The organism is Priestia sp. FW507-14D1A (assembly GCF_058781295.1).
Genome location: NZ_JBYSWQ010000006.1, coordinates 291,980 through 318,719, shown reverse-complemented (window position 1 = coordinate 318,719; position 26,740 = coordinate 291,980). Strand labels below are relative to the sequence as shown.

Genomic DNA, 26,740 nt, shown 5'->3' with positions numbered 1-26,740 from the left:
GGGGTACGTACGGTTCGGGGGGGAGTTCTCGGAAACCTAAGACCGAGAGGTCTTAAGGCGCCGGGTTCTTACCCTACGATATCAGTCCGCGTTTACAAACTCAGCTTTTAAGAGTGCTTCAAGAAAAAGAAATTAGACGGGTAGGAGGGACAAGAGTTATTCCGATCAATGTAAGAATAATCGCAGCTACTCACAATAATTTACTACATAAAATGAAAGAAGGGTTGTTTCGAGAAGATTTGTACTATCGTTTGCACGTATTATCTTTAACGATTCCTCCTTTAAGATATAGAAGAACCGATATTCCTTTACTGATTCATCATTTTATTTCTAAATCAAAAACGTGGACGCATATCCATCCAGAAGCGATGAAGCTGCTTATCGAATATGAATGGCTAGGAAACATAAGAGAATTAAAAGGAGTCATCGAGTATTTGCTTACTGTCTGCGATGAAAACGAAGTGAAAGCAAAAGACGTAGAGTATAGGCTTAGTAGTCAAAAGGAGGAGCATACTTTACATGAAGTTGAAAATGAATTGGTTGACTTGATCGAACTTCAAGAAAATCACGCTCTGTTAGAAGCGATAAAACAGTGTAATGATACAGGAAAAGCAGCAAGCAGAAAGTGGATTACACAGCATTTAAAAGGCTTTACTCTTACAGAACAGCAGGTGAGAAATCGTTTGGATGTACTAGAAGAAAAAGAGTATATTATAAAACGCAGAGGCAGAGCAGGAACGAAAATAACAGAAAAAGGACTGCATTATCTATATCATTTAAAAACAAAACAGCACTTAGTCAATCCTTAATATACGGAAGAAAGGGAAACTTCACTAATCAAGTTTCCCTTTTCTATAAAATAGTGTCGTCATAGACTTGGCATTTACGGCTGATTTCCTCCGTATACTTTTCCTGTAGAAGAAGTAATAACACCGCCGTTTACGTTTAAAGTATAAGCTAACCCTCCAGAACCCGTCCAAGTGGAAAGATTAAAAGTGCTGCCATTAAATAGTTTATAGATAGAAATATTATTAAACGTCAGCGGCTGACCACTTATACAAGTAGCAGGCGCCTTATTCGTTTTAGCTAGATAAACAGCTGCGTTTGTAGAGCCTGGCTGTGTTACTACTTTAGCTGAACCATCTTTTTCTACCAGAAGCGCTGACTGTTCATTAACAGCAATTCCTTTGGCGCTTGTTCCAGTTTCTTCTCCGTCTTTGATATTACGTGCAAGAAATGTTAAAAAGCGTCCCATTCTATCTCGTTGTTCAAAATGAGTGTCTGTTTGAATGTTATTATTATGCGGGGTTTGAATCAAATAATCTGTAAAAGAAATAAGAGAACTATAGGGATTGTTTAGCGCTGTTTTCGAATCTAAAGTTGTAGAGCCTGCTGAGATAGAGTCATAAACGTGATCACCTTGAATCATGGTGCCGGCACTTGTTCCTCCAAAAGGAATGCCTTGATTAATACGATTATTTAAGGCTGTAAGAGCTGGGGATCCTTCTAAGAAATCTACGTAATCAGCTTGATTGCCTCCAGCAAAAAAGATGCCTTCTGCTTTGTTAATTTTGTCAATTAAAGCAGAGTCTGAACCTGCTCTTATTAAATCATCAACAACAATTGTGCTAACAGAGTTAAGGGGCTTACCTATGCTTTTGGCAAGGTCATAGATATATGAATTATAGGCATCAGTACCCGTCGCTCTTATAACCAAGAAATCTCCGCCGTTTGCCTTTTGGATCATCCATTTGAATGCTTCATCTACATCGGTGCTTCCGCCCATATAGACTTGTCCGAAGCTTGTACTAGTAGCTTTGTCTGCAGTACTTCCGACTTGATAAAGCGTATAAGGTGCAGAAGCAGCGGAAGTGGAGATTGGAAGTAAAAGAGATGCCGCGAGAACAGCACAAGTAATGACTTGCTTTTTAATACTTTTCTTACGTTCAGCTTTTTTCATAAAGTTCTCCTCCTTTAATAAGTGTTCATAAATGAATATGCAAGTTTTATACCAACTTATTGAACACCAGCAAAATAGTGAAAGAAGGCTTTTTTTAAAAGCTCTATGTGTAACATAGGTTATTTATGGGTCATTATTAAGGTTTTTTACACCCGAAAAATGGCGAGAACGACTCTAACTTGGATATCTAATAGTGAAAAGAAATTGAAAAAGGTATATTACAAGATTATATCCCTCATTGAAAAATCATCTTTAAAAACTTAAAATTATAATAGAAAGGAAAAACAAGGATAAAAAGAAGAGCTGTCCGCAATAGCGACTTATTTATCAAACAGACCTTCATTCTATCAATATCTTCATCTCTTAAACATTTTCCACCAGCATTTCTACGCAGAAAAATTATACATGAGAGGATCTGTCAAAATGAACAAACAGGAAAGTAGCTACAGATGGGTTGTTTTTGGAACCGCTTTATTAGCGTATTATTTGATTGTCAGTCAACGAACAGCCCCTGGACTTATTACAGAACAGTTAATGAAAGATTTTCACGTTTCAGCGTCTGTTATAGGATTAATGACTAGTATACAATTTTTAGCATATGCAGGTCTTCAGATTCCTATTGGTTTACTTTCTGACCGATACGGTCCCAATCGATTTTTGATTATAGGGTCGCTTTTAACGGGAATAGGAAGTCTTATCTACAGCACGGCCCCTAACGAATATGTGTTAATTTTCTCTCGTTTACTAGTCGGTACGGGAGACTCCATGATTTTTGTCAATTTAGTGTTAATTTTAAGTCAGTGGTTTAAGGGAAATGAGTTTGTAAAGCTATTAGGTTTAATTGGGCTGGTAGGAAGTGTAGGTTCATTATCAGCTACCGTGCCTTTGTCTATGTGGATTTCATTTTCAGGCTGGAGAGTTCCTTTTCTTAGCATAGGTCTAGTTTTAATGGCGGTATCCTACCTGCTTTATGTCGTTTTGGTGGTAAAACCTAAACGATTATTTCAAGATGATGCTAAAGCAAATAAATCCTCTGTTAAGACTCCGGAAAGTGTATGGGCGATCCTAAGGAGAGTGATGACAACTCGCCAAGCCTGGGCAACATTTCTTTGTCATTTTGGTGTAGTTGGTACATATATCGGTTTTATTGGTTCTTGGGGAGTTCCTTATGGAATGAATGTGTTCCATTTATCCCGCGCTGATGCAAGTCAGCTTATTATGTATGGTCTGTTTGGCGCTATGATTGGCGGACCTTTAATCAGCTGGATATCAAGCAGGTTAAATTCCATTAAAAAAATTTATTCACTTATTCATCTTATTGTGGTGCTTAGCTGGACTGGGTTATTACTTTCCGGCGTGAAACCTTCATTCATGCTAGTCGTTATTTTGCTTTTTATCATCGGCTTTGGAAACGGCGCAAGCGCTTTGACATTTGCCGTAGTACGTCAATCCTTCTCAGTAAAAGAAGTAGGAGTTGTATCAGGTTTTGCCAATATGGGAGGCTTTTTAAGCGCCGTATTATTACCTAGTATTTTCGGGAATGTCTTGGATTTATTCCCCGAGCGTTCGCTGCATGTTGGTTATCATTATGCTTTTATGATTCCCATTTTGTTTTCAATAATGGGGTTGTTAGGTGTCTTACTAATTAAAGAAAAGGGAAAAAAGGAGCAGAAAGTGCTGAATGCTTCTTAATGACTTTACATAAGAGATGTTCACCATATAAGTTTGTAACTTTAGTGTAAGACAATATATTTTATGTGATTATTCCCAATATAAATCATTAAAAATAACACAACACATAAAGCTTACTTTAATGCACACTAAGGGAAATAACAAAAAATGATGAATTAAATGTAAATAAAAGGAAATTAAAAGAAGTTAAACAGGTGGCTATATAAAGAAAAACAGCTCTTAAAAAGGCTCTATAAAGACTAACAGCAGCGTTTTTACATAATAAATAAGAAAAAGTTTTAAAAAAACCCTTGCGTTGAAGCTGACTTTAGGAGATAAGCTACTACTGTACCAGTTAACACAGCGAAAAACAGCCGGTCATCGACTTGCTTTCTCATTAAAGGTAGAAATCAGTTAAAACAGAAAGGATGAATGTTTATTATGTCTAACACAAAAGGTAAAGTTGTCATTATTACAGGTGCTTCTAGCGGAATCGGAGAAGCAACAGCAAAAGAGCTTTCAGCAAAAGGAGCAAAGCTTGTTTTAGCAGCTCGTCGTGAAGATCGTTTGAAAGCATTACAAGAAGAAATCAAAGCTAACGGCGGAGAAGCGATCTATAAAGTAGTGGACGTAACGTCTCACGAACAAATGCAGGAGCTAGCACAAGATGCGCTTTCAGCATTTGGCCGCATCGATGTGCTTGTGAACAACGCTGGTCTTATGCCATTATCTCTTCTACGCAACCAAAAAGTAGACGAGTGGAACACAATGATTGATGTGAATATCAAAGGGGTTCTTTACGGAATTTCAGCAGTTCTTCCAGCGATGAGAGAACAAAAAGATGGACACGTAATTAACTTGTCTTCCGTAGCAGGTCATGCAGTAGGTGCCGGAAGTGCGGTATACAGCGCAACAAAATTTGCGGTTAAAGCGATCACAGAAGGTCTTCGTCTAGAAGAATCAGCTGGCGGAAGCAACATTCGCGCAACGAATATTTCTCCAGGAGCAATTGCAACAGAATTAAAAGAAACAATCACGGATACAGATTTAAAATCAGGTATTGATGAATTTTATAAAGGTGCCATCGAAGTGGAAAGCATCGCACGCGCGATTGCGTTTGCCATCGAAGAGCCAGCAGGTGTGGCAGTGAACGAAATGATTATTCGTCCTGTACATCAAGAATGGTAATGTGAGGACCTTGTTAACTCAAAAGCTGTCCGGAGAGTGACATTACTCTTTGGACAGCTTTTTCTATTTGTACCATTGATACGCATATGAAAATAGGAGTGAAACTACATGTCTTATACAATGAGAGACATGCAAGAAAAAACGGGGCTGTCTGCGCCCACTCTGCGCTACTACGAAAAGGAAGGTATTTTACCGTTTGTCGAACGAAATGAACATGATCAGCGTCTATACAATGACCAGAATATCGAGTGGGTCAAGTTTATTTTAGCCTTACGTGCAACAGGGATGCCTCTTGCTGAAATCAAGCAGTATGTAGAGTCATATAAAAAAGGAGAAAGTACCATCAGCGAACGTAGAAACATGATGCTTCAGCATAAAAAGAAAGTGGAAGCAGACATGTCGCAAACCTACCTGCATCTAGAACGAATTAATTATAAACTTGCGCTGTACGATACGTTGGAAGCTGGTTTAAACAATAAACAAATAAAAATTTAAATGCTGATAACAAAGAATCCTGTTCATACACAAACTATACAGGTGTTAAAAACTGCGAAACAAAACAAGATAACTGCACAGTTATCTTGTTTTGTTTGTTCTATTCTAGTATGTACTGCTTAAATAAAGAGCTACATCGCGAATTGCTTTATCAGTTGCACTTTCTATTAACTCTCTGTCCTTTGTATACGAATAAAGAGTATCGCCGTGAAGAAGGTGGTCTGATAAATTTAATAAGCCGACAGCCCGCTTGTTGAATTTATGAGCAATGGCCAAAGTGGTAGCTGTCTCCATATCCACACCGAGAAAACCTGCAAGCGACCATTCCTTTACCATGTCAAGTGTCTCGATCAGCATGGCACCCATACTGACCACGTGTCCTTTTATATAGCTGTAGCCTTTTTGTTCACAATATCTACAGGCGGCTTCGACTAACTCTTGGTCAGCTTCTACAAGCGTTTTTTCTGGTAAATACCAGTGTGATACGCCATCTTGCATTTTTGCTGCAGATACGATTAAGATATCTCCATATTGTATAGTAGAAGATAAGCCTCCAAAATATCCCGTTTGAATAAATAAGTCGGTTCCGCTGCCGGCAAATTGATGTACGATGTTTGACGCCATCGGACTGCCGTACACATTCGCAAATCCTATGTTTCTGTTATTTAACTTACCTATTATCGTGTTCCATTTAGGCATATGAACATCAGTGGATAAGATCTCTTTCCATAAATTTATATTATCTTGAAATTCCCACTCACCATGAATAATAAATGCATTAGGCAGCTCTTCTTCTGGTAGCTTTAATACATTTAGCCAATCTTCTTTTTCAAAATCGCCATACAGCTTCATCTTTTTCTCCTTATTTTCTCAGTTAGACTAGTTAGAAAAGAATTCTTCATTACTAGCTTTCATTCCTTTAATTTTTAGAACTAACAAATATAAAAGAAATGACAGTGCTGATTTAAAAATGAAGTTATGCGTGCTTTTTTTGCTCATTTCTCGACAAATATTTAGGATTAAAAAGGAATTCAGTAATAATAAAAGAAATTCCTTACTAACGCTTATTTAAATTAGATAAAGCTGTGAGAAAAGCTACGTTTAGTTAATGAAGGAATAAGAGGAAGGAAGGTACAGGTGTCAAATTATTTTCCCGTAATTAAAACAAAAAGGCTTATCCTAAGGGAATTTGAAACAGAAGACGCAGGCAGTATTTTAAAATACCTATCCGATAAAGACGTAATGAAACACTACGGTCTAGAGCCTTTTACAACGGTTGAAGATGCTTTAAATGAGATTGCGTGGTATAAATCAATCTTAAACGAAAAATCTGGAATAAGATGGGGTATTACTCTTAAAGAACAGGATGACATTATTGGTAGCTGCGGATTTCTTAATAGAGTTCATAACCATTACCGTGCAGAAATTGGATATGAGCTAAGCAAAGATTACTGGGGGAATGGGATTGCTAATGAGGCATTGGGCGCTGTTATAAAATATGGTTTTACACATTTTAATTTGCGGAGAATTGAAGCATTAATAGAGCCTGCTAATGTTGCTTCACAAAAATTAATAAAAAAGCATGGCTTTATAAAAGAAGGCCTATTAAGAAGCTATGAATTTACGTGTGGAAAATTTGATGATTTGTATATGTATTCTTTATTAAAACAAGATTTCGACAGGCTTCAACCACATGAAGAGAATATCTAGACATCGTTATTAAGAATACGTATAGCATAATGACAGATAAGGGGAAAATGTATGGCCCATTTTAATGTTGATATTGTTCACTATCATCCTCAATTTGCTGAGCAAACGGTAAAAATGTGGAGAAATAGTAAAGAAAAAGCGATTGAACAAAAGGAAATGCACAGTTTTGACCGTCATGTCTATTTTTTAAATCATATATTGTCAGCACACTATAAAATTGAATTAGCGTTAATGGATGAACAAATAGTAGGAATGATTGCTTATCATGCTGACGAAATTAGCCAACTGTACGTTCATGTAGATTATCAAGGAGGAGGAATCGGACAGCGTTTACTCGAAAGAGCCAAGACAGAATCAAATGGAAAATTAATATTACGTACATTTGAACGAAATAAAAATGCCCAGAGGTTTTACGAGAAACACGGCTTCAGTATTATAAAAAGAGGATGTGAAAACGAAGAGAAACTCCCCGATATTACATATGAATGGACAAACAAATGAAGCATACGTAATTTTAATAAAGGAGCGGTTAGTGTGAATACGTTAGCACATGAAACATAACAACGCTGTCTATATGTCCGTGGTCCGCCTTTTACTAGTTTAGAATAGATGATTAATGCTAGCTATAAAAAGGAGGCGTTCAATATGATAACGGACAAATATTTTTTTAATGCTGTAAACAATACAAATAATGTTGATTTTACTGGCTGGGATTTTTCTATTATTACTCGTACTGGTCGTATGGATAGCGACGTGCTTTCGTGGTCATACGGAAGTGAAGCTATTCGTCTTATTCAAAACTCTAATGCCGCTTTAGATATGGGAACAGGAGGAGGAGAATTTTTATCTTTGTTACAGCCTTTTCCTCGCGTTATGTACGCTACAGAAGGATACAAACCTAACATTCCAATCGCTAAAAAACGTTTAGAACCGCTTGGTGTCACAGCTGTTGAACGAACTGAAGACAAAAATTTACCGTTTAAAGATGATACATTTGATTTGATTTTGAACCAGCACGAATCTTTTTGTGCTTCAGAAGTAAGCAGGATTTTGTCAAAGGAAGGCACGTTTTTCACGCAGCAAGTGGGAGGGTTAGACTGTTCACGAATCAATGAATCTATAGGGGTTCCAATAAATAAAGAGTTTTGTAATTGGAATTTAAAGAAAGCAATAGAAGAGCTTAAACAAAGTTCTTTTAACATCATTTCTTTCAAAGAAGAGTTTCCTGTACAGAGATTTTATGATATTGGAGCGCTGGTCTTTTATTTAAAGGCAATTCCTTGGCAAGTTCCTAATTTTGATATAGAAACACATATCGAAGGGTTGTATAACATACATGGAATTATACAGTCTAAAGGTTTCTTTGACGTAAAACAACATCGTTTTATTATTAAAGCTAAAGCAAAATAAATAGTTAATCAACCAGAGAAAGCCGATCTCTAACTGGAGACCTGCTTTCTCTGGTTTAATTATGTAATTGTTTGCTAGATAAATCTAGCTCAAAAAGAAGAGAATTTCGATCTGGATAATCATATTGAACTGTCAGATCCTTTTTGGTCACTTGTTTAAACCCAGCTTTTTTATAGAAATTATGTGATCGAGTAGCTTGAGATGGAGTATCTAAAATAATTTTAGAAAGCCCGTGCTTCTGCACAAAGAAAAGCAAAGAAGCATAAAGATTTTTTCCTATTCCAAACTCTTTTCCTCTATAGTGCTTGTAGACAAAAAATTTCTTTAATATGCCTATTTCATTGGTTTTCTTTTGCAACCCAATACATCCTATTACTTCTTGCTTATCATTCAAAGCTACCCAAAAGTTACCGCCGGTATGGAGATAGTTTGACTTAATGTCTAAAATATCCGGCTGTTCTTCAACACTAATACCTACACCAGCTTCTACATTTTGTACATGCAATATTAGTTGAATAACTGCTTCTTTATACTTATCTTCATACAATACAATCATTGATTAATAATAACTCCTTTCCTTCATTAAATGTTTCCTCCTCATTGCTCTTATTATATCTAGTACTATGGTGCAAATCTATTATGATAGTTGAGTAATAAAAATGTAGCTATATGGAACGCTTGTTGTCTTGAATATGATTTTGTGAGGTATGAGATTTTGGTAATATGCAATCTACTGCTTTTTTTGTAATGGGCATAAAAAAATTAAGCAGCACGCCGCCTAAAAACACGGTTAATAGCGTCCCAACACCAATGGGTCCGTTTAAAAGCATCGCAGCTAGTAAGAATGTGAGGTAAATCAATGTTCTTGAAAGTAATAAGTTTGTTTTAACTAGTTTTTGTATGATTAATGTTAAGCGGTCAATTGGAATGGGTGCAAAATTTGTATGTAAATAGGCTGAGGTTCCTACACCTATAATGATTAAACCAATTCCAAAACAACATAATTTGCTGTACCACATTTCAAAGGGAGCCCAATTCTGTAATAAAAAAAGCCATACATCAATACCAAGACCCGTTATGAATGCTGTTAACAGTCCCAGTACTTCCGGCTTTTGTTTGCTTAAAAGGGCATTACCACAAATTAATACACATGCAAGTATAATTTCCCAGCTTCCAACGCTAAGGCCTACGTTTAGGGATAGTCCAACTAAAAGTGCATCAAAAGGTGAAGCTCCTAGGCTGGATTGGATCGTTAAAGAAATTCCCAGAGTTAATAGTAAAATTCCTCCTACATAAACAACATATTTCACTGTAATCAGCTCCTTTATTCACTATTTTTTGTTGCAAATGCAACTATTTTAAGGTACATTAAACTTATATTATTTTTATTGTATTTGCAACAAAAATATATACAAAGGAGATATTTATGAGTGAAATTCTGCGTGAAATTGGAATGATAGCAAGAGCATTGGATTCGATTAGTAATATAGAATTTAAAGAGTATGACCTGACTAAGGGGCAGTATTTGTATTTAGTGCGAATATGTGAAAATCCGGGAATCATTCAAGAAAAGTTAGCTGAGATGATAAAAGTAGATCGAACAACAGCGGCTCGGGCTATAAAAAAGCTTGAAATGAATGGTTTTATTGAGAAGAAAGACGATCCCCGCAATAAAAAAAATAAAAATCTTTTTCCAACTGAAAAAGGGAAGAACGTATATCCGTTTATAAAAAGAGAAAATGATTATTCGGATAAAGTGGCATTAGAAGGTTTTACCCAGGAAGAAACAGATACCATTCTTAAGCTGGTTCAAAGAGTAAGAAAAAATATAGAAGCAGACTGGGAGTTTGTCAAAAAAGGAAACAAGAGAAATTATTGAGGATATAAAGGAGAGGCGTATGTCAGTGATGATGGATATAAAAAAGTGTACTCTTGAAGATTTAAATCACCTTCAAGATATTAGCTACAAAACATTTAATGAAACATTTAAAGATCAAAATTCACCTGAAAACATGAAAGCTTATTTAGAAAAAGCATTTACAGTGGAACAGCTAGAAAAAGAACTATCAAATACGTCCTCGCAATTCTTTTTTATGTATGTTAATCATGAAATTGCAGGTTATTTAAAGGTTAATACGGATGATGCTCAGTCTGAAGAGATGGGGAAAGAAGCGCTTGAAATTGAAAGAATTTATATAGGTAACAGCTTTCAAAAACAAGGGCTTGGTAAACATTTATTTAATAAAGCAGTAGAGATAGCAACGACACTTAATAAAAAGAAAATTTGGTTAGGTGTATGGAGAAAAAATAAAAATGCGATTGCTTTTTACAAGAAACAGGGATTTGTTCAAACTGGATCTCACTCGTTTTACATGGGAGACGAAGAACAAATAGACTTTATTATGGTGAAAACACTTTTATAGTTTTTTAAAAGATAAATAAAGTACGATAAGGATTATTGACTAATTTAACTGGTAGAGGATAATCCTTATTGCATACAGAGGTTTTATGATTTTTTTCAAAGCAGATGCTTTTAGAGTAAGCAGTAAGCAAACTAATATGGCTGCTGTGCCAGCACATAGGAGAATAAAACTAATATCACATGCTTACCAATTTACTTTAATTCTATTTGAAATAACATAGACTAATTAGATATATATCGAATTAGAAAACTTAAAAAATGAACGTTTTTACGTCCATTTTAAAAGATAATGGGCCACATCTCTTTCGGATTTAACTCGTATTCTCCATTTTGCCTATACATAAAATGCTGCATAATTAACTCTCTGCGAATCGTTGCATAATCTTCATGATATTTTTTTATATGTTCATTCAGTTCTTTTTCTTGATACGTTTTTCCATGCTGTAAATCACGTATTAAATAAGCTAATATCACGTTCTTTTTCTTTCTTTGACTTGGAATGATCTTTAAAGTTCCATCACTGTTTATAAAGTTTTTAACAATCGATAATTTGTCTTTATCCTGTAAATGGTTTTCTTGATTTTCCATCGAATCCTCTCCAATACTCAAAATAGCCTTCGAGTTATATTCGAGTCTTTCAAGGTCTAGATAAAAATAAATAATGTTCCCTTGTCTTCTTTGATAAATAATTCCTACATCTCTTAGCTTTGAAATGTGATGAGTAATAGTTGAAGGCTGTAACCCCAGCTTATAAGCAATGGCTTGCCCGTGAAGAGGTCCTTTTTTTAATAGTGAAATAATTCTAATCCTGGTAGGATCACCAACGGCTTTATGATAATTCACCAACTTATCTAATTGCATAGCTTACTACCTTCTTTCTCTAATTCGATATACATCTAATTAGATAATAATCGAATTAGATGTATATGTCAAAAAAGTGAAAATATTTAAAGTGATCACTTTTCACACTGCATATAAAAAATCTGCTCTGTATAGTCTTCAAACTATAAAAAAAGCGTCTATTTTTTCGTATAATTTAACCATTGTTTTTACCTGTTCTTTTTATTATTAAGAAAAAGTTACCATGTTTTCATCAAATAATACCGGGGAACATATTCAAAGAGATAAATGAATTATTAAAGGTACATGTATGTAAATTATAAATAATAAATGAAAAAGGAATGAGTAAATCATGACAGGAAATTCAAAAATTTTAATGGTTGTTACAAATGGACATACAATGGAAAACGGAGAGCTTGCTGGCATTTGGCTTACAGAATTCTCTGAAGCATATTTAGAATTTAAGAAAGAAGGATACGAAGTAGTTGTAGCAAGTCCAAAAGGTGGTAAATCACCTGTGGATCCTAACAGCTTAACAGATGATGTGACGGACGAAGACAAAGAAGCAGGAAAACTTTTAGAGAATACAAAATCATTAGCTGAAGTAAGTTCACAAGACTTTGCAGGCATGTTTGTACCTGGAGGGCACGGAACAATGTTTGACTTTCCAGACGATACGCACTTACACCGTTTGTTAACAGAATTTGCTGAAGACGACAAGCTGATTGCAGCAGTATGCCATGGACCGGCAGCTCTTGTAGGCGGAAAGCTTAAAAACGGTGAGCCGATTGTAAAGGGTAAACGTATTACAGCGTTTACTGATTCAGAAGAGAAAGATACAACCTTAGATAAATACATGCCGTTTCTTCTTGAAACAAAGCTTCGTGAGCTAGGCGCTGAGTTTATTGCAAAAGATAATTGGAGCGATCATATTGAAGTAGACGGAAAGCTTTTAACAGGACAAAATCCACAGTCTACTATCAGCCTCGCAAAAGAATTTGTGCGTGCTTTAAACGCGTAAAAGTATGTATGACCTTAATAGGGTGAAATAAAATAGGAATTAAGGAAAATAAAAAGGGCAGCTATCTAAATAGCAGCCCTTTTATTTATTAGAAGGTTTATTTCTGAAAATGTATGTAGTAATTCCTGTCACAATGATAACAGCTACAACACAAATGATCAGACGAACAATCTGTGTCACAAAGATATTATCTGCAATGCTCATGTTTTTGGTTAAAATTAACGTTCCATAAGCAGCTAAGACAGATAAAAACATATTGACGATTCGTTGAGCCATGTTGTTTTTACTCCTTTCGCTTCACTACTTTACACTTTAACACATGTGTTCGCTGTAAAAAATATTGAATTACAAGTATGTCAGAAAATCAGCACTCCAGTAAAAGAATCTACTTGTAAGGAAGTAGCTGATATCATATTAGTTATGACGACTAGAGCTCAGAGAAGGAAATAAGATTTCTTTAGTCGAATTTAACATGCTTATATGATTTTTTTAGATAGGTGGGAAAAGCTTGTTTGATAAATTGAAAAAGCTATTTATGGATAAACAGGATCAGGAAACAAATGACAAATACATTTTAGTACCTGAGAATGAAATAAGTGAGACTTTAAAAAGAGATATTGTGAGGTTGGAAGAAGTAGGAGAGGCATACTGCAAAAGTCTTCAGCACAAATATAGAAATAAATTTGCACGTGAGGATAAGCAGAACTTAAAAATATGGGTGTGCCGGGATATTGATGGCGACCAACTACCAAATCTAAGTTCGGAGCAGTGTTTAGAAAAAGAATATCGTTCCCAAGTGGCAATAAACTTTGATGGGTTTACAGATGAAGAAGATGCATACGTTCATTACATCCAATTATGGTATTACTTTAGTGGGTATTTTAAAGGGACAGGCACTTTGTATGATTTGTCAAAAAATCATTTAGAGGCTGATATTGAAGAAAAGTTAGAAGAATTATTGAACCAATTATAGATTTCTACTTAGCACTGAGATTATTTGTTAATACACAGGGAGAAGGAATATGAGGGGAAGGCCAGAGCTAGAAATAGAAAGGGAAAAAGTTTATAAAACGAAAAAAAATCCTAACAGAACATTTATAGCGCGAATTATTCAAGTACCTAAGGAAGAAAATATGTTAGATTTTGTGCTGGAAATTAAACACTTAAGGAAAAAGGAACTTACTTATAGAAATCTATTAGTAACGACTGAAAACTGGTATGATTCTTTTCGTCTTGCTAGAGGAGATCTGAAATGGGTATCTTTGCATACAGTAGCAGTATGGGATCGGCTAGGACATAAATTAGTTGAGGTAGCAGCCCCGACCGGTAAGGAAAATTATCGTATTTCAAATGACCACTGCTCAGCTTACCGAGAAAAGTAATAATGACGATACAGTAAGGAGAAAACGAATGAAAAAGCATTGCTGCGATTATATGAATTATCATGCGAACTTTACGTGTGATATTCACAGTGATCCGTTTGATTGTCCAGATAATCTTATCTTATTTGATAAAACAAATAAGGAATACGGTTTAATTATCCATGATGGTGGTTCATCCATCATTGGAATTTCATTTTGCTCATGGTGTGGTGCGAAGCTATGAATTAAGAAATGAAGAGGCGTCTTTTGTTTAAGAGATCCTCTTCACTCTTGGAATGGGGGGATAAAATCATGAGCGTAAATTAAAAATAGTTTTATTATTGTATTGAATAACCCTGAGAAAATCTTAGCAAGTAGCCATCTGGATCTTGAACTATAAATTCTTTTTGAGTGAAGCCACTATAGTTATTTATCATAGCGTCTCTAAAAAGTGAAATATTATGTTTCTTTAAGTTTTGTAAAATAACCTCTATATTTTCTACTTCAATTTGAAAATTAATCCCTCGCCCATATGGGTATTCAAGTTCACCAGTTTCCCAGTGACCATTACATTGCTCAATCATCATTTGTGCTCCGTTTAGTGAAATAAATGCAAATTGGTCTTCTGGACGTTCATATGCAAGCTCAAATCCAAGTATCTCTAAATAAAATTCTTTTGATTTATAAATATCTTTTACGGAAAGTTCTGGTATTAACTTATTAAATTTCATGTAATCGCTCCTTTGTTTATAGGGCTACTCATTGTTTTAATAATACCGTATAGATGTAAAATACCGAAATGGGGGATTATACTTGGTCTTACATTATCTAGCTATGTTATCAGGACTAGGAATTGTTTTATTAAACCTTTTTGATCCTATACATCAAGGGGTTACGCGCTGGTTGATGGTCATCTGCGGTTTATTCATCTTTAGTAGCCGTTTAAAATTCATCTTAGATAAGAAATCGAAAACAACGGATAATCAAAAGAAGACCTACTAATAAGAATTTCTTTTGATGTTGTACCTTTAATAATTATGTAAATGAAAAACCTAAAGAATATGTAGTAAAGAAATAAGAAAGAAAATTATATGTTATAATAATCATAAATATCCAAATAAAGGAACATTATGTTGTTATGAATCGTAAATTTAATTCTTTATTTATAGTCTATCCTATCGTTTTCTTTGTAGTGCGTACTGTTTTTTCTTTTGTGAAAAATAGCGCTGCGGAATCTGTCTATGAGACGTTAGCTATACTCGCCATGTATTACTTTGCAGCTAGTGTTTTCTATTCGATCGACTTGTATATGCAAAAGAAAAATAGTTAATAGATTAGAAAATTCTGAGAGTCAGAGTAAACACAAATTATATAAAGGAGTCTAACAGTGCGCATTAAGAGCTATTTTTTGTTTGTTTTTCCACTCATTTTATTATTATTAGCAAGCTGCGATCCATCTTCTACACCTAAAGAAAAATACTATTCAAGTACCAAAACCACCAATCTTGAATTAGAAAACGTTAAGTCAGTATCAGTAGGAAGTTCTAAATATGACGTAGCAAGTTATTTGAGGAAGAAACCAACATTTATAGAGGTTACTGAGCAGCCTCCGTACACTACCTACGTTTACGGAAAAAGTACAGAAAAGTATGATGTTGAATTTAAAATAGTAGATAATAAAGTCAGTAGGTATGACTTGATTAGCAGCAAGTATGGTAGCGAAAAGGGAATACATACTGGTGACAGCAAAAAAGATGTTATTAGGGCATATGGAGAAAATTATTACGAAAGAGAAGATACCGGAGCAACAATAATAGGGTATTTTGATAAAAATCATAAACTCAATATTGAGTTTTCTTTAGATGACAAGGACAAAGTTGGAGGCATTTTGGTTCAAAAAATAAATAATTAAGATGAGTAATAATGATTTATTTGCAAAATGAAATATATTGACTAGTAAATTTCAAATAATAGTAATAGAGAGGAATATACTAATGCTCGGTGAACCATTTACGCTATTAAGGCCTATTTATTATCTGTTAGCAGTTTTTTCAGTATGCAATTTTATGTATGTAACTTTCCTGAGAAATAAAGTTAAGACAAGTAACTATGTAATCGTAAATTCTTTTTTCTTTCTAATAATTGCAGCAGTCTTATTGTTTCAAGAAGCCATTATTGTAGATGAATTTAATCGATCAGGAGATTCCGTAACCTTTTATTTAACGATATTGTTAGTGGGGGTATTTATAGCTACTTTCATTTTGCAAAGAAAGAAGATGAGAGATAAAAATTGAAAAAATACATATAATCATTTACACTGCGGCTCTTAATGTGTACTCATTTATGTAAATTGAGTATGTTTGAGCTATAAATCTAAAACAAATAAACAGAAAGGGTTTTTTCCTATTGAGTACGTTTACTAAAGTAGTACCGTCAGCTTTTATACTTCTCTATATAGTATTTTTCTTTTTAGATATTTCTTATCATTATGGTGTTTCTTATTCATATAGCTTTTTTCTTTTTTTATTTTTGTCATTAATATCTCTAGTTTTATGTTTAGTAATATGGTTTAAGGACAGGGAACGTCTTTTTCTATTTTTGGCTGTAGTTTCAATCCTTCAACTTACGTTTACTGTCTTTATTTATCTTTTGCCAGAAGCAGGAACTAAACCACTAATTTATGAAAAAGTAATCACAAAAGAAGATGTTTTACATAAATAAGCGTACACAAAAAAACTTGAAGAATGTGTATCTAGTATAAGGTTATTAAAGAGATCCCCTTACATAAAGAGGATCTCTTTGATGCAGGTGTTTGTAATAGTAATTATATTAACTAGCGTTGTATACTTCTTCATTACAAAGCGGTGTTTCAGACTTATTAAAAAAAGAAATGTGTACAGTTAGTGTAAGAAAAGGGATCTGACAAAAACCCATTAATTTATATTTTAACCATAATATGTTATAATATTTCAAAAATGGTGGTGTGACGATGAGCGAAGATAAAGAAACACCTGAAAGAAGAAGAGAGAGATTAAAACACGAAGAGGTCAAGAGAAACCCCACAGGGAATATGAACGATGCATTTAACAGAAATGAAGCTGGAAACCTACCTGGTTTAGCAGGCAGCTTAGGATGGAAGGGGCTAGGTATACTTATTACTGTACTGATTATAGGCTTTATCGCTGTGTTCCTATTTTTAAAATAATATGAGGTTTATAAATTAAGAGTACTGGAGGAGTCATTTTGAAAAATTATGCAGTCTTTATTGGTAGTTTTATAGTGCTACTGTTTGCTTTTCAAATTGTTTCTGGGCTATTTCTTACACTTACATATGTACCTGAGACTTCACAACAGTTAAATAGTCCAATGGTCAGTGTTTTTTCTTTTAGTTACCCATTTTTAAGTGCTACTATAGCAGCGACCGTTGCATTTATTATTTCAAACAAAGTATGTAAAGTTAAAAAGAGCACCTATAAATGATTAGGTGCTTTTTTGTGCTGAAAATATTCATTATGGTTTTTAATAACTGCTAATTTTCCTTTTTATGGTATTATATATAGATACGTATTCAGTACTGTTGAAAGAGGGAGATACTTAATGTTGCAAACACTGATTTTTGATATGGATGGAACGCTGTTTCAAACAGATAAAATTTTAGAATTATCGCTTGATGATACCTTTAACCATTTACGAGCACTCAATCAATGGGATACTCGCACTCCTATTGATAAGTATCGTGAGATTATGGGTGTACCTTTACCAAAAGTATGGGAAGCTTTATTACCTAGTCATTCAGATGAAATGAGAAAGTATACGGATGACTATTTTTTGAAAAGCTTAGTGGAGAATATAAGAAAAGGGAAAGGTGCTTTATATCCCAATGTAAAAGAGGTCTTTAGCTATTTAAAAGAAAATAATTGTTCCATTTACATAGCAAGTAACGGTTTAAAAGAATATTTAGAAGCAATTGTAGACCATTACGATTTGAATAATTGGGTGACAGAGACATTTAGTATTCAACAAATCCAAACCCTCAATAAAGGAGAGCTAGTCAAAACAATTATAAAGAAATATGATATCAAACATGCTGCAGTAGTAGGAGACCGCCTATCTGATATCAATGCTGCAAAGGATAATGGTTTAATGGCAGTGGGGTGTAATTTTGATTTTGCTCAAGAAGCTGAGCTTGCGCAGGCTGATGTGGTAATAGATGATTTGAAGGAGTTAAAAAGGATTGTATCTAACATAAATAGTAGCTTGTCAATTGTCAATCTAATAGACGGATCTTCGTACATAACTATTATAGATGGTTAATGTCTCAATTCTATTAAGAAAATAAATTTTTTATATGCTATGTAAACGGATAGGCCTTTAAAGGCCTATCCGTTTGATTTACCTTACAGTATTGGAAGCCACTTGATTTTGAATCTTCACTGCAGTTTCTGCTTCGTCAATGAATTCATACATATAGAAATCTCAATCTATTGAAGTTAAAACATAACTAATGAGTGGTTCCCTACAACTCTCCAATGTTTACATAATCTTTTCTTGTCATTAATAAATGGTTTACAATCCTGAGCTATGCTTAGGTTAAGATTTCCAAAATAGTTTTATATTAAAAATAATTCTATGAGAAAGGAGATTTTTGATTATGACTTCGCATATGATTCGTAAATCTGATAGCGCTCAGTTATATATTAGAGGATATAAGATAAAATTGACACTCAGCCAGTGGAAGCTTGTAAGCACTCAGAGATAATGGTTAACCCAACTATAAAAAAGGAAACCTCCACCTTAATTTAGGTGGGGTTTTTTGCATTTCTTTTATTAACCTTTTAATTGGTTAACTATTTAGACTTTATAATAAAAAAGACTAATAAAAGTTAAAAAATGTAATAAAAAAGAGGAATAGTATTTAAGTGAAATTAAAATAAAGCACAACTAAATATGCATTTTTTAAATGTTTTACCAATTTTTATTGACCATAAAAATTTAAAAGACTTAAAATGAATATAAAGTAAGTAGTTACTTACATTTTAAAACTAGTTTGTAGGAGGATGAATATTTTTAATGTATAGTTTAAGTTTTCAAAAGGTGGATGAGGCGAACGAAAAAGTTGGAGCAAAAGCTTTAAACCTTATAAAAATGAAAAAAGAAAATTTACCGATTCCGGATGGCTTTGTTATTCAAACAGAAGCTTTAAAGCGATATATCGAATGGAATGAGATTAATCGTCAAACGGATAATATCCACGAGAGAATTTTGCAAGGGGAAATTCCTATTGAAATTGAATCGGATCTCATAGAGGCATTTCGAAATCTAAAAGGCTCTTATACATCAGTAGCTGTTCGATCATCATCCAGTGCTGAAGATTTAGAAGGTGCATCGTTTGCTGGCCAGTATGAAACCTATCTTAATGTGAAAAGCCCTGAGGATTTTTTAAGTAAAGTAAAAGCGTGCTGGGCCTCATTTTTTACTGAAAGAGTCGAACAATATACTCAAAATATGTATGCTGATTTTGATGAAATTTCAATGGCAGTTGTTGTTCAAGGATTAATTGAGTCCGAAGTATCGGGAGTCATATTCAGCCAAAACCCTGTTACTCATAATACAAAAGAAATGATGATTAATGCCAGCTATGGACTAGGAGAAGCAATCGTATCGGGCATAGTAACACCTGATGTTTACCTGGTTAATAAACAAACCTTTGAGATAGAGAAAGAGAAAGGGCTAAAGGAAGTGAAAATAATTCCACTTGCTGAAGGCGTTGAAGAAATCGAAACAACGGAAGATGAACAGCAAAGGTTTTGTTTAACAGACGAGAAAATCATTGAATTGAGCGAAATAACAAAAGAAGTAGAAGCTCTTTACCAACATCCCGTAGACATAGAGTTCGGTATTCAAGACAATCAAGTATATCTATTACAGGCAAGAGCGATTACCACATTAACAGAATCAAAAGAATTAACTCCTTTCCAAAAAGATATATCTTTAAGTTTCGAGGATATGGAAGAGTTTTGGATTTTAAATGACACAAGTTTTTCCCATGCTGTTAGTCCTTTGTACGCTTCATTTATTATTCCGGCATTTTCGGAAGGAACAGCTGCTAGTTTTAAAAAGTTACAGTTTATGTTTAATAGACTTCATTTAAAACTTTATAAAGGTCATATCTATACAAAAACGGAGCCTTATAAAGGAGATTCTAATAAAAGATTCCAAGCAAATAAAGAATTGATGGAAAGTATTTATCCAATCCTAACAAAACGAATGAATCAAATGATTAAAGAACAATTCCTGCCTTACTATAACAAGTTAGATAGCTTTACTGAGGGAAATCTCAATCTTCAGAGAGGAAAAGAGATTCTTCAAAGTTTGACTGATTTTTATAAAACGGCATATGACTTGCATTTTGACATTGTTATGCCTCAAATGTCTTTAAATACTAAGGTTGAAGAATACTATAAAAACCTTACAAATAAAAAATCCGGACATGATGTTTATGAGCTATTGACCGGGAAAATGAACAAATCGTTGGAAACGGATCAGCAGCTTTCTAGACTTGCTTTAACAGTTAAAGACGATGCGGAACTTACTAAGATCTTTGAAGAAGAATGTACAGAAACTTTATTAAAGAAATTAGAGGAAAATAAAGCAGCAAAAAGCTTTATGGCTGAAGTAGATGCTTTTCTAAAACAGTATGGATATCGAAGCGTCGTAAGTCACGATTTTGTAGGGGAAACTTGGCTAGAGAATCCTCTTCACGCATTACTGATTATTCAAGGGTATGTTAATGACGGTTACAACTTTGATGAGAATTTCAAACAGACGGTCAAAAAACGTGAACAGAACTATAATGAATTTCTGGAACAGATAGCGGATAGCACACACAAAGAAGAGTTTAAAAAATATTATCAGTGGGCGTTAGATGCATCTGTTATAAGAGATGACCACCATTTTTATATCGATGCAATGTTGGATGCAAAAGCTCGTTTATTCCTACTCAAGCTAGGTGATTTACTAGTACATCATCATGTTTTTCTAATGAAAGAAGATATTTTCTTCTTATATCTTGATGAGGTAAAGTCTCTTTTAGAAAATCCAGTAGACGTGACAGAATTAGTTGAGAAACGTAAAAAAGAACACGCAGAACATGAACAAATGCCTAATTTGCCTAGATACTTCGGCGTCCCTGAGCCAGCTCACCTAGAAGAAGCTGAGAAATATATGGGAGCTATTGAAGAAAATGACGCTAACAGCGAACATTCTATTAAAGGATTAGCCTCTTCTTCAGGAACCTATACCGGAAAAGTAAAAGTCATTTCAAATACGAAGGAATTTTATAAGCTGGAAAAAGGTGATGTTTTAGTATGTAAAACCACTACTCCACTTTGGACTACTTTATTTCAGACTGCGGGGGCTGTTATTACTGACGCTGGAGGCATTCTTTCTCATTCGGCAATAATTGCACGTGAATATGAAATTCCTGCAGTGGTTGGTACGAAAATAAGTACAAATAAGCTAAAAGATGGCGATATAGTTATGGTGGATGGTACGAATGGAATTGTCACGCTTTTAAATGAATAAATAGTTCTCTTCGCTTCCATTTGACAACAGCTCTTTTTCCTTTATATACTGCCTAATGGAAAGTAAATACTTACATTCAGGAAGCATAAAGGATGATTAACATGAAAAAAGATGAAACAAAAAAGAAGATAACAAAAGCTACAATAGAACTGCTTAAAGAAAAAGGCTACAAAGGTACTACCACTAGAGAAATTGCAGAACAAGCTGGCGTTAATGAATTAACTGTTTTTCGCCACTTTGGCAATAAAGAAGGCATTATTCAAGCTATTGTCAAAACAACACGCTTTTCGCTTGAAATTTTTGATAAATCAATTGAATGGGAGCTTGAAAAAGATTTGACGAATTTCGGTTACCTGTTACTAAAAGACTTTGATAATAACCGAGACATGATTTCAATTGCTTTAAAAGATCCTTTAATTTTCTCACAGGCGCACGAAGAAATTTTGAAAAAAATTAATGATACGAAAGAAATACTAAAAGAATACTTTGAAGAAATGCAAAGGAAAGGATATATCAAAGAATTAGATTGCTGTACACAAGCGGAGATTTTCCTAAGTACGTATTGGGGATATTTTATGTATAAACTAAATTTTGGAGACAAAGCCTTACATGCAGATTATCAAGATATGATAAAAAACAGCATAAACACGTTTATAAAAGGAATTTCTCTCCACTAAAAGGAGGCAATAATGTTTGGGTAAACATAAAGAGCTTATCTTGATTATTTCATTACTAATTGGGACATTTCTTGTACCAATAAATTCGACAATGATTGCCGTTGCTCTATCAACCATATCGGCTCATTTTAATGAACCACTTGCAAGTATTTCTTGGGTAGTAACTATTTATTTAATTGTAATGGCTGTCACTCAGCCTATCGCTGGAAAGCTAGGAGATCTATATGGAAACAGAACTATCTATTTATGGGGCGTGGTGTTCTTTCTGATAGCATCTTTAGGCTGTATATTTTCAACTAATCTCATTTCCCTTATTACCTTTCGATCACTGCAGGCAGTAGGAGGAGCTTTACTTACTCCAAACACTATAGCAATCATTAGATATGTGGTGCCAAAAGAACGGCTTCCTAAAGTTCTGGGTATATTTGGAATGGGGATGGGTTTGGGTGCTGCAATTGGACCTTTATTAGGGTCTGTCCTGCTTGAAAACTTCAATTTGGAAGCTATATTCTGGGTCAACGTTCCTTTTCTTTTCTTAGCTTTAATCAGCGGAATAGTTATGATTCCTAAATTTAATGTTAAAAAGCAAACAAGTACTTTAGATATTCAAGGTTCTATTTATTTAGCAATTAGCATTTCTTTATTGATCTTGTTGACACACGGTATGGAATTTACCAAGGCTTTAATAATGGGAATAATATTTATTTTATCTACAATCTTGTTTATCAAAAGAGAAAATACGGCAGAAAACCCGATTATCGATTTTTCTTTATTTAAACATTCCACCTTTACAAGCGCTAATTTATCTATTATGCTTAGCAACTTTGTTATGTATGTGATTTTATTAATTATGCCTCTGTTAATGAAGTCTCAATTTCATCTATCTACAGCGCAAACAGGGCTTGTTTTATCAGTTTTTTCGATTTCAATGTCTTTAAGCGGCTGGATAGGTGGATTATTAAACAATAAATTTAGTTCTAAAAAAGTGATTGGGTTTTCTTTTGCTATGATTATTGTCTCTAATATCCTTTTTCTATCTTTAGAGAACATTGGATCTATTCTTTTTCTTATCGTAGCTTTAATTATTGGAGGTTTTTCGACCGGAATAGGTTTAACAAGCATGCAGGTTGCCTCGCTGGACTCCGTAAGCAAAGAACAGTCTGGTACAGCTTCTGGCATTTACTCGACATTTCGCTATTTTGGAAGTATTATTTCGTCCACGCTTATTGCGCTCGTTACAAGCTATAACTACATCTTCATTATTTTAGGGATATCGGGGATAGTAGGCATACTAGTAGCTAGAAGCATTAAATCTAGTAGCCAAGATGTAATAAGCAGCAATAATTCTAGTGCAAAAGCATAGTTGTTTTTTGATAAAGCTTTTGTTTATATACACAATTTACTAATCAATCAATAAAAAAAGTACTGCTTCTAAAATAGGAGCAGTACTTTTTTTTACTTAAAAACTTTAGAGAAAACAACATACGAATTTACAAAATGACTTGCTTTAAATAAAAAAATTCTAATAATTCAATCTTGTTGTTGACGAACTCGCATTTCAGATGTACACTTAAGTCACAAAGATACTTAGTATACAAGTTACCTAAGTGTACTAAATTATATGTTAATAGATATATTATTTAGAAAACAGCAAGTCATAAATTAATGAGGTGACTAAAATGAAAGAAATTAGTATTGAAGAATTAAAAGAAAAAGCCATTCAATTAAGAAAAACAGCTCTTACAATGATTTATGGAGCACAATCTGGCCATCCAGGAGGTTCACTTTCTGCGGCTGATATTATGGCAGCGCTTTACTTTAAAGAAATGAATGTTGATCCGCACAACCCTAACTGGGAAGATCGCGATAGATTCGTCCTTTCTAAAGGTCACGTTTGTCCCATTCATTATTCCGCTTTAGCTTTACGAGGATTCGTTCCTTATGAAACGATATACACGTTAAGAGAATACGGTTCTCCGTTTCAAGGGCATCCAGATATGAAAAAGTGCAAAGGTATTGATATTTCAACAGGCTCACTAGGACAAGGACTTTCGTGTGGCGTAGGTATGGCAATCGCAGGTAAACGAGATTTTAAAGACTATAGAGTTTTTTCTTTAGTAGGAGACGGAGAATGTCAAGAAGGACAAATTTGGGAAGCTGCTCAAACAGCAGTTAAGTACCAATTAGATAATTTAGTTGTATTTGTAGATAATAACAGACTTCAAATCGATGGATTTTGTGATGAAATTATGCCATTGCAAGATTTAGAGAAAAAATTTGATGCATTTGGTTTTGAAACAAAGCGAATTAATGGACACTCCATGGAAGAGATTGTAGCAACATTGGATGAAGTAAAAGTAGCGAAGAATGGAAGACCAAAATGTATCATCTGTGACACGGTAAAAGGTAAAGGAGTTTCGTTCATGGAGGATGTGGCTGATTGGCACGGAGTTGCTCCAAATGAAGAACAATATCATCAAGCAATGGAAGAAGTAGCAGGAGGGTTAAGATAATGAGCATACTAGAAAAAGATCTTACAGTAAAAAAAGCTACGAGAGAAGCCTTTGGAGATGAAATCGTAAAATTAGGGAAAGAAAATAAAAATATTTATGTCATTGATGTCGATATTGCAAAGTCGTGTAAAACAGTAAACTTTATCAAACAATTACCCGACCAGCATATTAATGTAGGAATTGCAGAGCAAAATGCAGCCGGGTTAGCGGCTGGACTTGCTACGACTGGTAAAATTCCTTTTGTAAGCACTTACGCGGTTTTTGGTTCGTTAAGAATGCTTGAACAAATTAGACAAGAAGTCTGCTACCCTAACTTAAATGTAAAGATTGCTTGTTCACACGGCGGTTTAACGCCAGCTAATGATGGCGGAAGTCATCAAGCTATAGAAGATATGGGTGTATTAAGATCGGTTCCAAATATGACCGTCATTATGGGAGCTGACTATTATTCTACTAGAAAGCTAGTAGAACAAGCTGCTAAAGTGTACGGACCTGTATATCTTCGTTTTACTCGTGATACGGTTCCAATGATTTACGATGAAAATGAAGAGTTTACAATCGGAAAAGCGAAAAAAATTAAAGATGGAAGCGACATCGCTATTATTGCCAACGGCGATACAGTACGACTCGCTTTAGAAGCAACGAAAGAATTAGAGAAACAAGGCATATCTGTGAAATTACTAGACATGCATACGATTAAGCCTTTAGATCGAGAAGCAGTGGTTGACTGCTTAAATATTGGAAAAATCATTACGGTTGAAGATCACAATATTCTAAATGGCCTTGGCAGTGCCGTATGTGAAGTAGTTGCGGAAGAAGGAAAAGGTACAGTTCGAAGAATTGGTGTACAGGATCAATTTGGACAATCTGCGCCTTATGAAAAACTATTAGAGTTAAATGGAATTACTGTAGAAAATATTATCAAAACAGCTAAAGAACTGATGTAAGACTAACTATATTAAATAGATAAAGCTAACAAGATGGGGGAAATATAACATGTTTGATTTAAAAGAGAGAGTAGCAATTATTACTGGTAGCGGTTCCAAAAAAGGGATTGGACGTACAATCGCCCTGACACTTGCAGAGCAAGGAGCGGCTGTTGTTATAGCAGATATTAATTTTGATGGTGTGCAGGATACAGTCAACGAAATAAAAGAAGCTGGTGGCAAAGCCTTAGGAATAGAGTTAAATGTAACAAGTAAAGATTCTTGCGAGGCGATGGTTAGAAAAACACTTGAAGAATTCGGCAGAATTGATATTTTAATTAATAATGCAGGTATTTCTCAAAAGGTTACCGTTCAAGATATGACGCTTGAAGACATTACAAAAGTGTTTAACGTCAATATGTTTGGGTTGTTTCTATGTACACAAGCAGTATTAGAAACAATGAAAGATCAAGAGTATGGTCGAATTATAAGCTTGTCTTCTGTTTCGGCTAAAAGAGGTGGAGGAGTGTTTGGGGGACCTCACTACTCGGCATCTAAGGCCGCAGTACTAGGTTTTTCGAAGAACTTAGCGCGCGAGGTAGCCTTAGATGGCATTACGGTTAACTGTGTAGCTCCTGGACTCGTTAATACAGAAATTTGGAAGTCACTTCCTGAAGAAGATGCAAAGTCTGTGATTGATAGTATTCCTATGGGTAGACCGGGTGAAGTGAAAGAAATCGCAGCTACAATTGCCTTTTTAGCTTCAGAAGAAGCTTCTTATATTACAGGAGAAGAAATTGATATAAACGGTGGCTCACATATGGATTAATATTCAGGTTCGTTATACAGGCATGCCATGATGGTATGCCTGTATAGCTGTTTATTGATAAAATCATTAGTAAAATGAGAAACTGACTACATAAATAAGGATTTTTTTGCTAGAAGATGCTAGGCTTGTTGCC

The 26,740-nt window shown here is 34.5% G+C and carries 31 protein-coding genes; 24 read left to right on the top strand and 7 right to left on the bottom strand.

The window, feature by feature from the left end; translation table 11 throughout:
* Positions 1-80 precede the first annotated feature (80 nt).
* Entirely contained in the window at positions 81-809 is a 729-nt protein-coding gene (locus AC3WJG_RS21110) for a sigma 54-interacting transcriptional regulator (RefSeq protein ID WP_492588563.1), read from the top strand.
* 74 nt (positions 810-883) lie between these two features.
* Here AC3WJG_RS21110 and AC3WJG_RS21105 read toward each other — a convergent pair whose 3' ends face one another.
* Positions 884-1,960, bottom strand: a complete 1,077-nt coding sequence (locus AC3WJG_RS21105) for a cyanophycinase (protein WP_335570636.1) — start codon at positions 1,958-1,960, stop codon at positions 884-886.
* A 423-nt stretch (positions 1,961-2,383) separates the two neighbouring features.
* Between AC3WJG_RS21105 and AC3WJG_RS21100 the strand changes: the two genes are divergently transcribed.
* From AC3WJG_RS21100 to AC3WJG_RS21090, 3 genes are all read left to right on the top strand, one after another.
* Positions 2,384-3,652 carry an MFS transporter gene (locus tag AC3WJG_RS21100; RefSeq protein ID WP_060747561.1) on the top strand — a complete coding sequence of 423 codons (1,269 nt, stop codon included), beginning with the start codon at positions 2,384-2,386 and terminating at the stop codon, positions 3,650-3,652.
* Positions 3,653-4,072: 420 nt separating this feature from the next.
* Positions 4,073-4,819 (top strand): SDR family oxidoreductase, encoded by a 747-nt coding sequence (locus tag AC3WJG_RS21095; protein ID WP_153252141.1) that lies wholly within the window; start codon positions 4,073-4,075, stop codon positions 4,817-4,819.
* A gap of 108 nt (positions 4,820-4,927) precedes the next feature.
* Positions 4,928-5,314 carry a MerR family transcriptional regulator gene (locus AC3WJG_RS21090; RefSeq protein ID WP_098332581.1) on the top strand — a complete coding sequence of 129 codons (387 nt, stop codon included), beginning with the start codon at positions 4,928-4,930 and terminating at the stop codon, positions 5,312-5,314.
* A 105-nt stretch (positions 5,315-5,419) separates the two neighbouring features.
* Here AC3WJG_RS21090 and AC3WJG_RS21085 read toward each other — a convergent pair whose 3' ends face one another.
* Positions 5,420-6,166 carry a phosphorylase family protein gene (locus AC3WJG_RS21085; RefSeq protein ID WP_337133365.1) on the bottom strand — a complete coding sequence of 249 codons (747 nt, stop codon included), beginning with the start codon at positions 6,164-6,166 and terminating at the stop codon, positions 5,420-5,422.
* 285 nt (positions 6,167-6,451) lie between these two features.
* Here AC3WJG_RS21085 and AC3WJG_RS21080 point away from each other — a divergent pair, with 285 nt between their 5' ends.
* The 3 genes from AC3WJG_RS21080 (at position 6,452) to AC3WJG_RS21070 (ending at position 8,434) form a co-directional block, all read left to right on the top strand.
* Entirely contained in the window at positions 6,452-7,024 is a 573-nt protein-coding gene (locus AC3WJG_RS21080; protein ID WP_098333502.1) for a GNAT family N-acetyltransferase, read from the top strand.
* A 51-nt stretch (positions 7,025-7,075) separates the two neighbouring features.
* Positions 7,076-7,525: a GNAT family N-acetyltransferase gene (locus AC3WJG_RS21075; RefSeq protein ID WP_098332583.1), complete on the top strand. Its 450-nt coding sequence runs from the start codon at positions 7,076-7,078 to the stop codon at positions 7,523-7,525.
* Between the two features lie 144 nt (positions 7,526-7,669).
* Complete coding sequence (locus tag AC3WJG_RS21070; RefSeq protein ID WP_337133364.1) at positions 7,670-8,434, top strand: methyltransferase domain-containing protein; 765 nt, start codon at positions 7,670-7,672, stop codon at positions 8,432-8,434.
* A gap of 55 nt (positions 8,435-8,489) precedes the next feature.
* Here AC3WJG_RS21070 and AC3WJG_RS21065 read toward each other — a convergent pair whose 3' ends face one another.
* Complete coding sequence (locus AC3WJG_RS21065) at positions 8,490-8,990, bottom strand: GNAT family N-acetyltransferase (protein ID WP_028409944.1); 501 nt, start codon at positions 8,988-8,990, stop codon at positions 8,490-8,492.
* A 109-nt stretch (positions 8,991-9,099) separates the two neighbouring features.
* Entirely contained in the window at positions 9,100-9,744 is a 645-nt protein-coding gene (locus tag AC3WJG_RS21060) for a YczE/YyaS/YitT family protein (RefSeq protein WP_098790789.1), read from the bottom strand.
* Between the two features lie 116 nt (positions 9,745-9,860).
* Here AC3WJG_RS21060 and AC3WJG_RS21055 point away from each other — a divergent pair, with 116 nt between their 5' ends.
* Both AC3WJG_RS21055 and paiA read left to right on the top strand, forming a co-directional pair.
* Positions 9,861-10,313, top strand: coding sequence for a MarR family winged helix-turn-helix transcriptional regulator (locus AC3WJG_RS21055; protein ID WP_098433952.1), 453 nt, complete (start codon positions 9,861-9,863; stop codon positions 10,311-10,313).
* 19 nt (positions 10,314-10,332) lie between these two features.
* On the top strand, positions 10,333-10,857 hold the full coding sequence (paiA, locus tag AC3WJG_RS21050; protein ID WP_419789173.1) for a spermidine/spermine N(1)-acetyltransferase: 525 nt from the start codon (positions 10,333-10,335) through the stop codon (positions 10,855-10,857).
* 278 nt (positions 10,858-11,135) lie between these two features.
* Here the strand turns inward: paiA and AC3WJG_RS21045 are convergent, their stop codons facing one another.
* Positions 11,136-11,717 (bottom strand): DUF2087 domain-containing protein, encoded by a 582-nt coding sequence (locus AC3WJG_RS21045; RefSeq protein WP_028409948.1) that lies wholly within the window; start codon positions 11,715-11,717, stop codon positions 11,136-11,138.
* A gap of 331 nt (positions 11,718-12,048) precedes the next feature.
* On the opposite strand from AC3WJG_RS21045, the gene AC3WJG_RS21040 reads away from it, so the two are divergent.
* Positions 12,049-12,717 carry a type 1 glutamine amidotransferase domain-containing protein gene (locus tag AC3WJG_RS21040; RefSeq protein ID WP_028409949.1) on the top strand — a complete coding sequence of 223 codons (669 nt, stop codon included), beginning with the start codon at positions 12,049-12,051 and terminating at the stop codon, positions 12,715-12,717.
* 81 nt (positions 12,718-12,798) lie between these two features.
* On the opposite strand, the gene AC3WJG_RS21035 is transcribed toward AC3WJG_RS21040, so the two are convergent.
* Positions 12,799-12,993 (bottom strand): hypothetical protein, encoded by a 195-nt coding sequence (locus AC3WJG_RS21035; protein ID WP_025749210.1) that lies wholly within the window; start codon positions 12,991-12,993, stop codon positions 12,799-12,801.
* 232 nt (positions 12,994-13,225) lie between these two features.
* On the opposite strand from AC3WJG_RS21035, the gene AC3WJG_RS21030 reads away from it, so the two are divergent.
* Genes AC3WJG_RS21030 through AC3WJG_RS21020 form a run of 3 tightly spaced genes read left to right on the top strand, consistent with a single transcriptional unit; the run spans position 13,226 to position 14,322 of the window.
* Positions 13,226-13,690 carry a hypothetical protein gene (locus AC3WJG_RS21030; protein WP_337133363.1) on the top strand — a complete coding sequence of 155 codons (465 nt, stop codon included), beginning with the start codon at positions 13,226-13,228 and terminating at the stop codon, positions 13,688-13,690.
* Positions 13,691-13,739: 49 nt separating this feature from the next.
* Complete coding sequence (locus tag AC3WJG_RS21025) at positions 13,740-14,099, top strand: hypothetical protein (RefSeq protein ID WP_098790787.1); 360 nt, start codon at positions 13,740-13,742, stop codon at positions 14,097-14,099.
* Positions 14,100-14,127: 28 nt separating this feature from the next.
* Positions 14,128-14,322 (top strand): DUF6980 family protein, encoded by a 195-nt coding sequence (locus tag AC3WJG_RS21020; RefSeq protein WP_337133362.1) that lies wholly within the window; start codon positions 14,128-14,130, stop codon positions 14,320-14,322.
* Between the two features lie 94 nt (positions 14,323-14,416).
* On the opposite strand, the gene AC3WJG_RS21015 is transcribed toward AC3WJG_RS21020, so the two are convergent.
* On the bottom strand, positions 14,417-14,809 hold the full coding sequence (locus AC3WJG_RS21015) for a bleomycin resistance protein (protein WP_060747573.1): 393 nt from the start codon (positions 14,807-14,809) through the stop codon (positions 14,417-14,419).
* Positions 14,810-14,891: 82 nt separating this feature from the next.
* Between AC3WJG_RS21015 and AC3WJG_RS21010 the strand changes: the two genes are divergently transcribed.
* The 11 genes from AC3WJG_RS21010 (at position 14,892) to AC3WJG_RS20960 (ending at position 26,607) form a co-directional block, all read left to right on the top strand.
* On the top strand, positions 14,892-15,080 hold the full coding sequence (locus AC3WJG_RS21010) for a hypothetical protein (protein ID WP_337133361.1): 189 nt from the start codon (positions 14,892-14,894) through the stop codon (positions 15,078-15,080).
* A gap of 385 nt (positions 15,081-15,465) precedes the next feature.
* Positions 15,466-15,990, top strand: coding sequence for a hypothetical protein (locus AC3WJG_RS21005; protein WP_337133360.1), 525 nt, complete (start codon positions 15,466-15,468; stop codon positions 15,988-15,990).
* A 1,077-nt stretch (positions 15,991-17,067) separates the two neighbouring features.
* The gene (locus tag AC3WJG_RS21000; RefSeq protein ID WP_028409955.1) at positions 17,068-17,283 is read left to right on the top strand and encodes a DUF6366 family protein; all 216 of its coding nucleotides are present in this window, start codon (positions 17,068-17,070) and stop codon (positions 17,281-17,283) included.
* Positions 17,284-17,321: 38 nt separating this feature from the next.
* A complete protein-coding gene (locus tag AC3WJG_RS20995) occupies positions 17,322-17,558 on the top strand; it encodes a hypothetical protein (protein WP_337133359.1) in 237 nt (78 codons plus the stop codon).
* Between the two features lie 117 nt (positions 17,559-17,675).
* Positions 17,676-18,392 carry an HAD family hydrolase gene (locus tag AC3WJG_RS20990; RefSeq protein ID WP_337133358.1) on the top strand — a complete coding sequence of 239 codons (717 nt, stop codon included), beginning with the start codon at positions 17,676-17,678 and terminating at the stop codon, positions 18,390-18,392.
* A 756-nt stretch (positions 18,393-19,148) separates the two neighbouring features.
* Entirely contained in the window at positions 19,149-21,662 is a 2,514-nt protein-coding gene (locus tag AC3WJG_RS20985; protein WP_492588558.1) for a PEP/pyruvate-binding domain-containing protein, read from the top strand.
* Positions 21,663-21,754: 92 nt separating this feature from the next.
* Positions 21,755-22,339 (top strand): TetR/AcrR family transcriptional regulator, encoded by a 585-nt coding sequence (locus tag AC3WJG_RS20980; protein WP_337133356.1) that lies wholly within the window; start codon positions 21,755-21,757, stop codon positions 22,337-22,339.
* 16 nt (positions 22,340-22,355) lie between these two features.
* Entirely contained in the window at positions 22,356-23,702 is a 1,347-nt protein-coding gene (locus AC3WJG_RS20975; RefSeq protein ID WP_286128132.1) for an MFS transporter, read from the top strand.
* A 298-nt stretch (positions 23,703-24,000) separates the two neighbouring features.
* Positions 24,001-24,852: a transketolase gene (locus AC3WJG_RS20970; RefSeq protein WP_337133882.1), complete on the top strand. Its 852-nt coding sequence runs from the start codon at positions 24,001-24,003 to the stop codon at positions 24,850-24,852.
* On the top strand, positions 24,852-25,799 hold the full coding sequence (locus AC3WJG_RS20965) for a transketolase family protein (RefSeq protein WP_028409965.1): 948 nt from the start codon (positions 24,852-24,854) through the stop codon (positions 25,797-25,799). The genes AC3WJG_RS20970 and AC3WJG_RS20965 overlap by 1 nt, the downstream gene beginning before the upstream one ends.
* Positions 25,800-25,848: 49 nt before the next feature.
* Positions 25,849-26,607, top strand: a complete 759-nt coding sequence (locus AC3WJG_RS20960) for an SDR family NAD(P)-dependent oxidoreductase (protein WP_028409966.1) — start codon at positions 25,849-25,851, stop codon at positions 26,605-26,607.
* Positions 26,608-26,740: the final 133 nt, after the last annotated feature.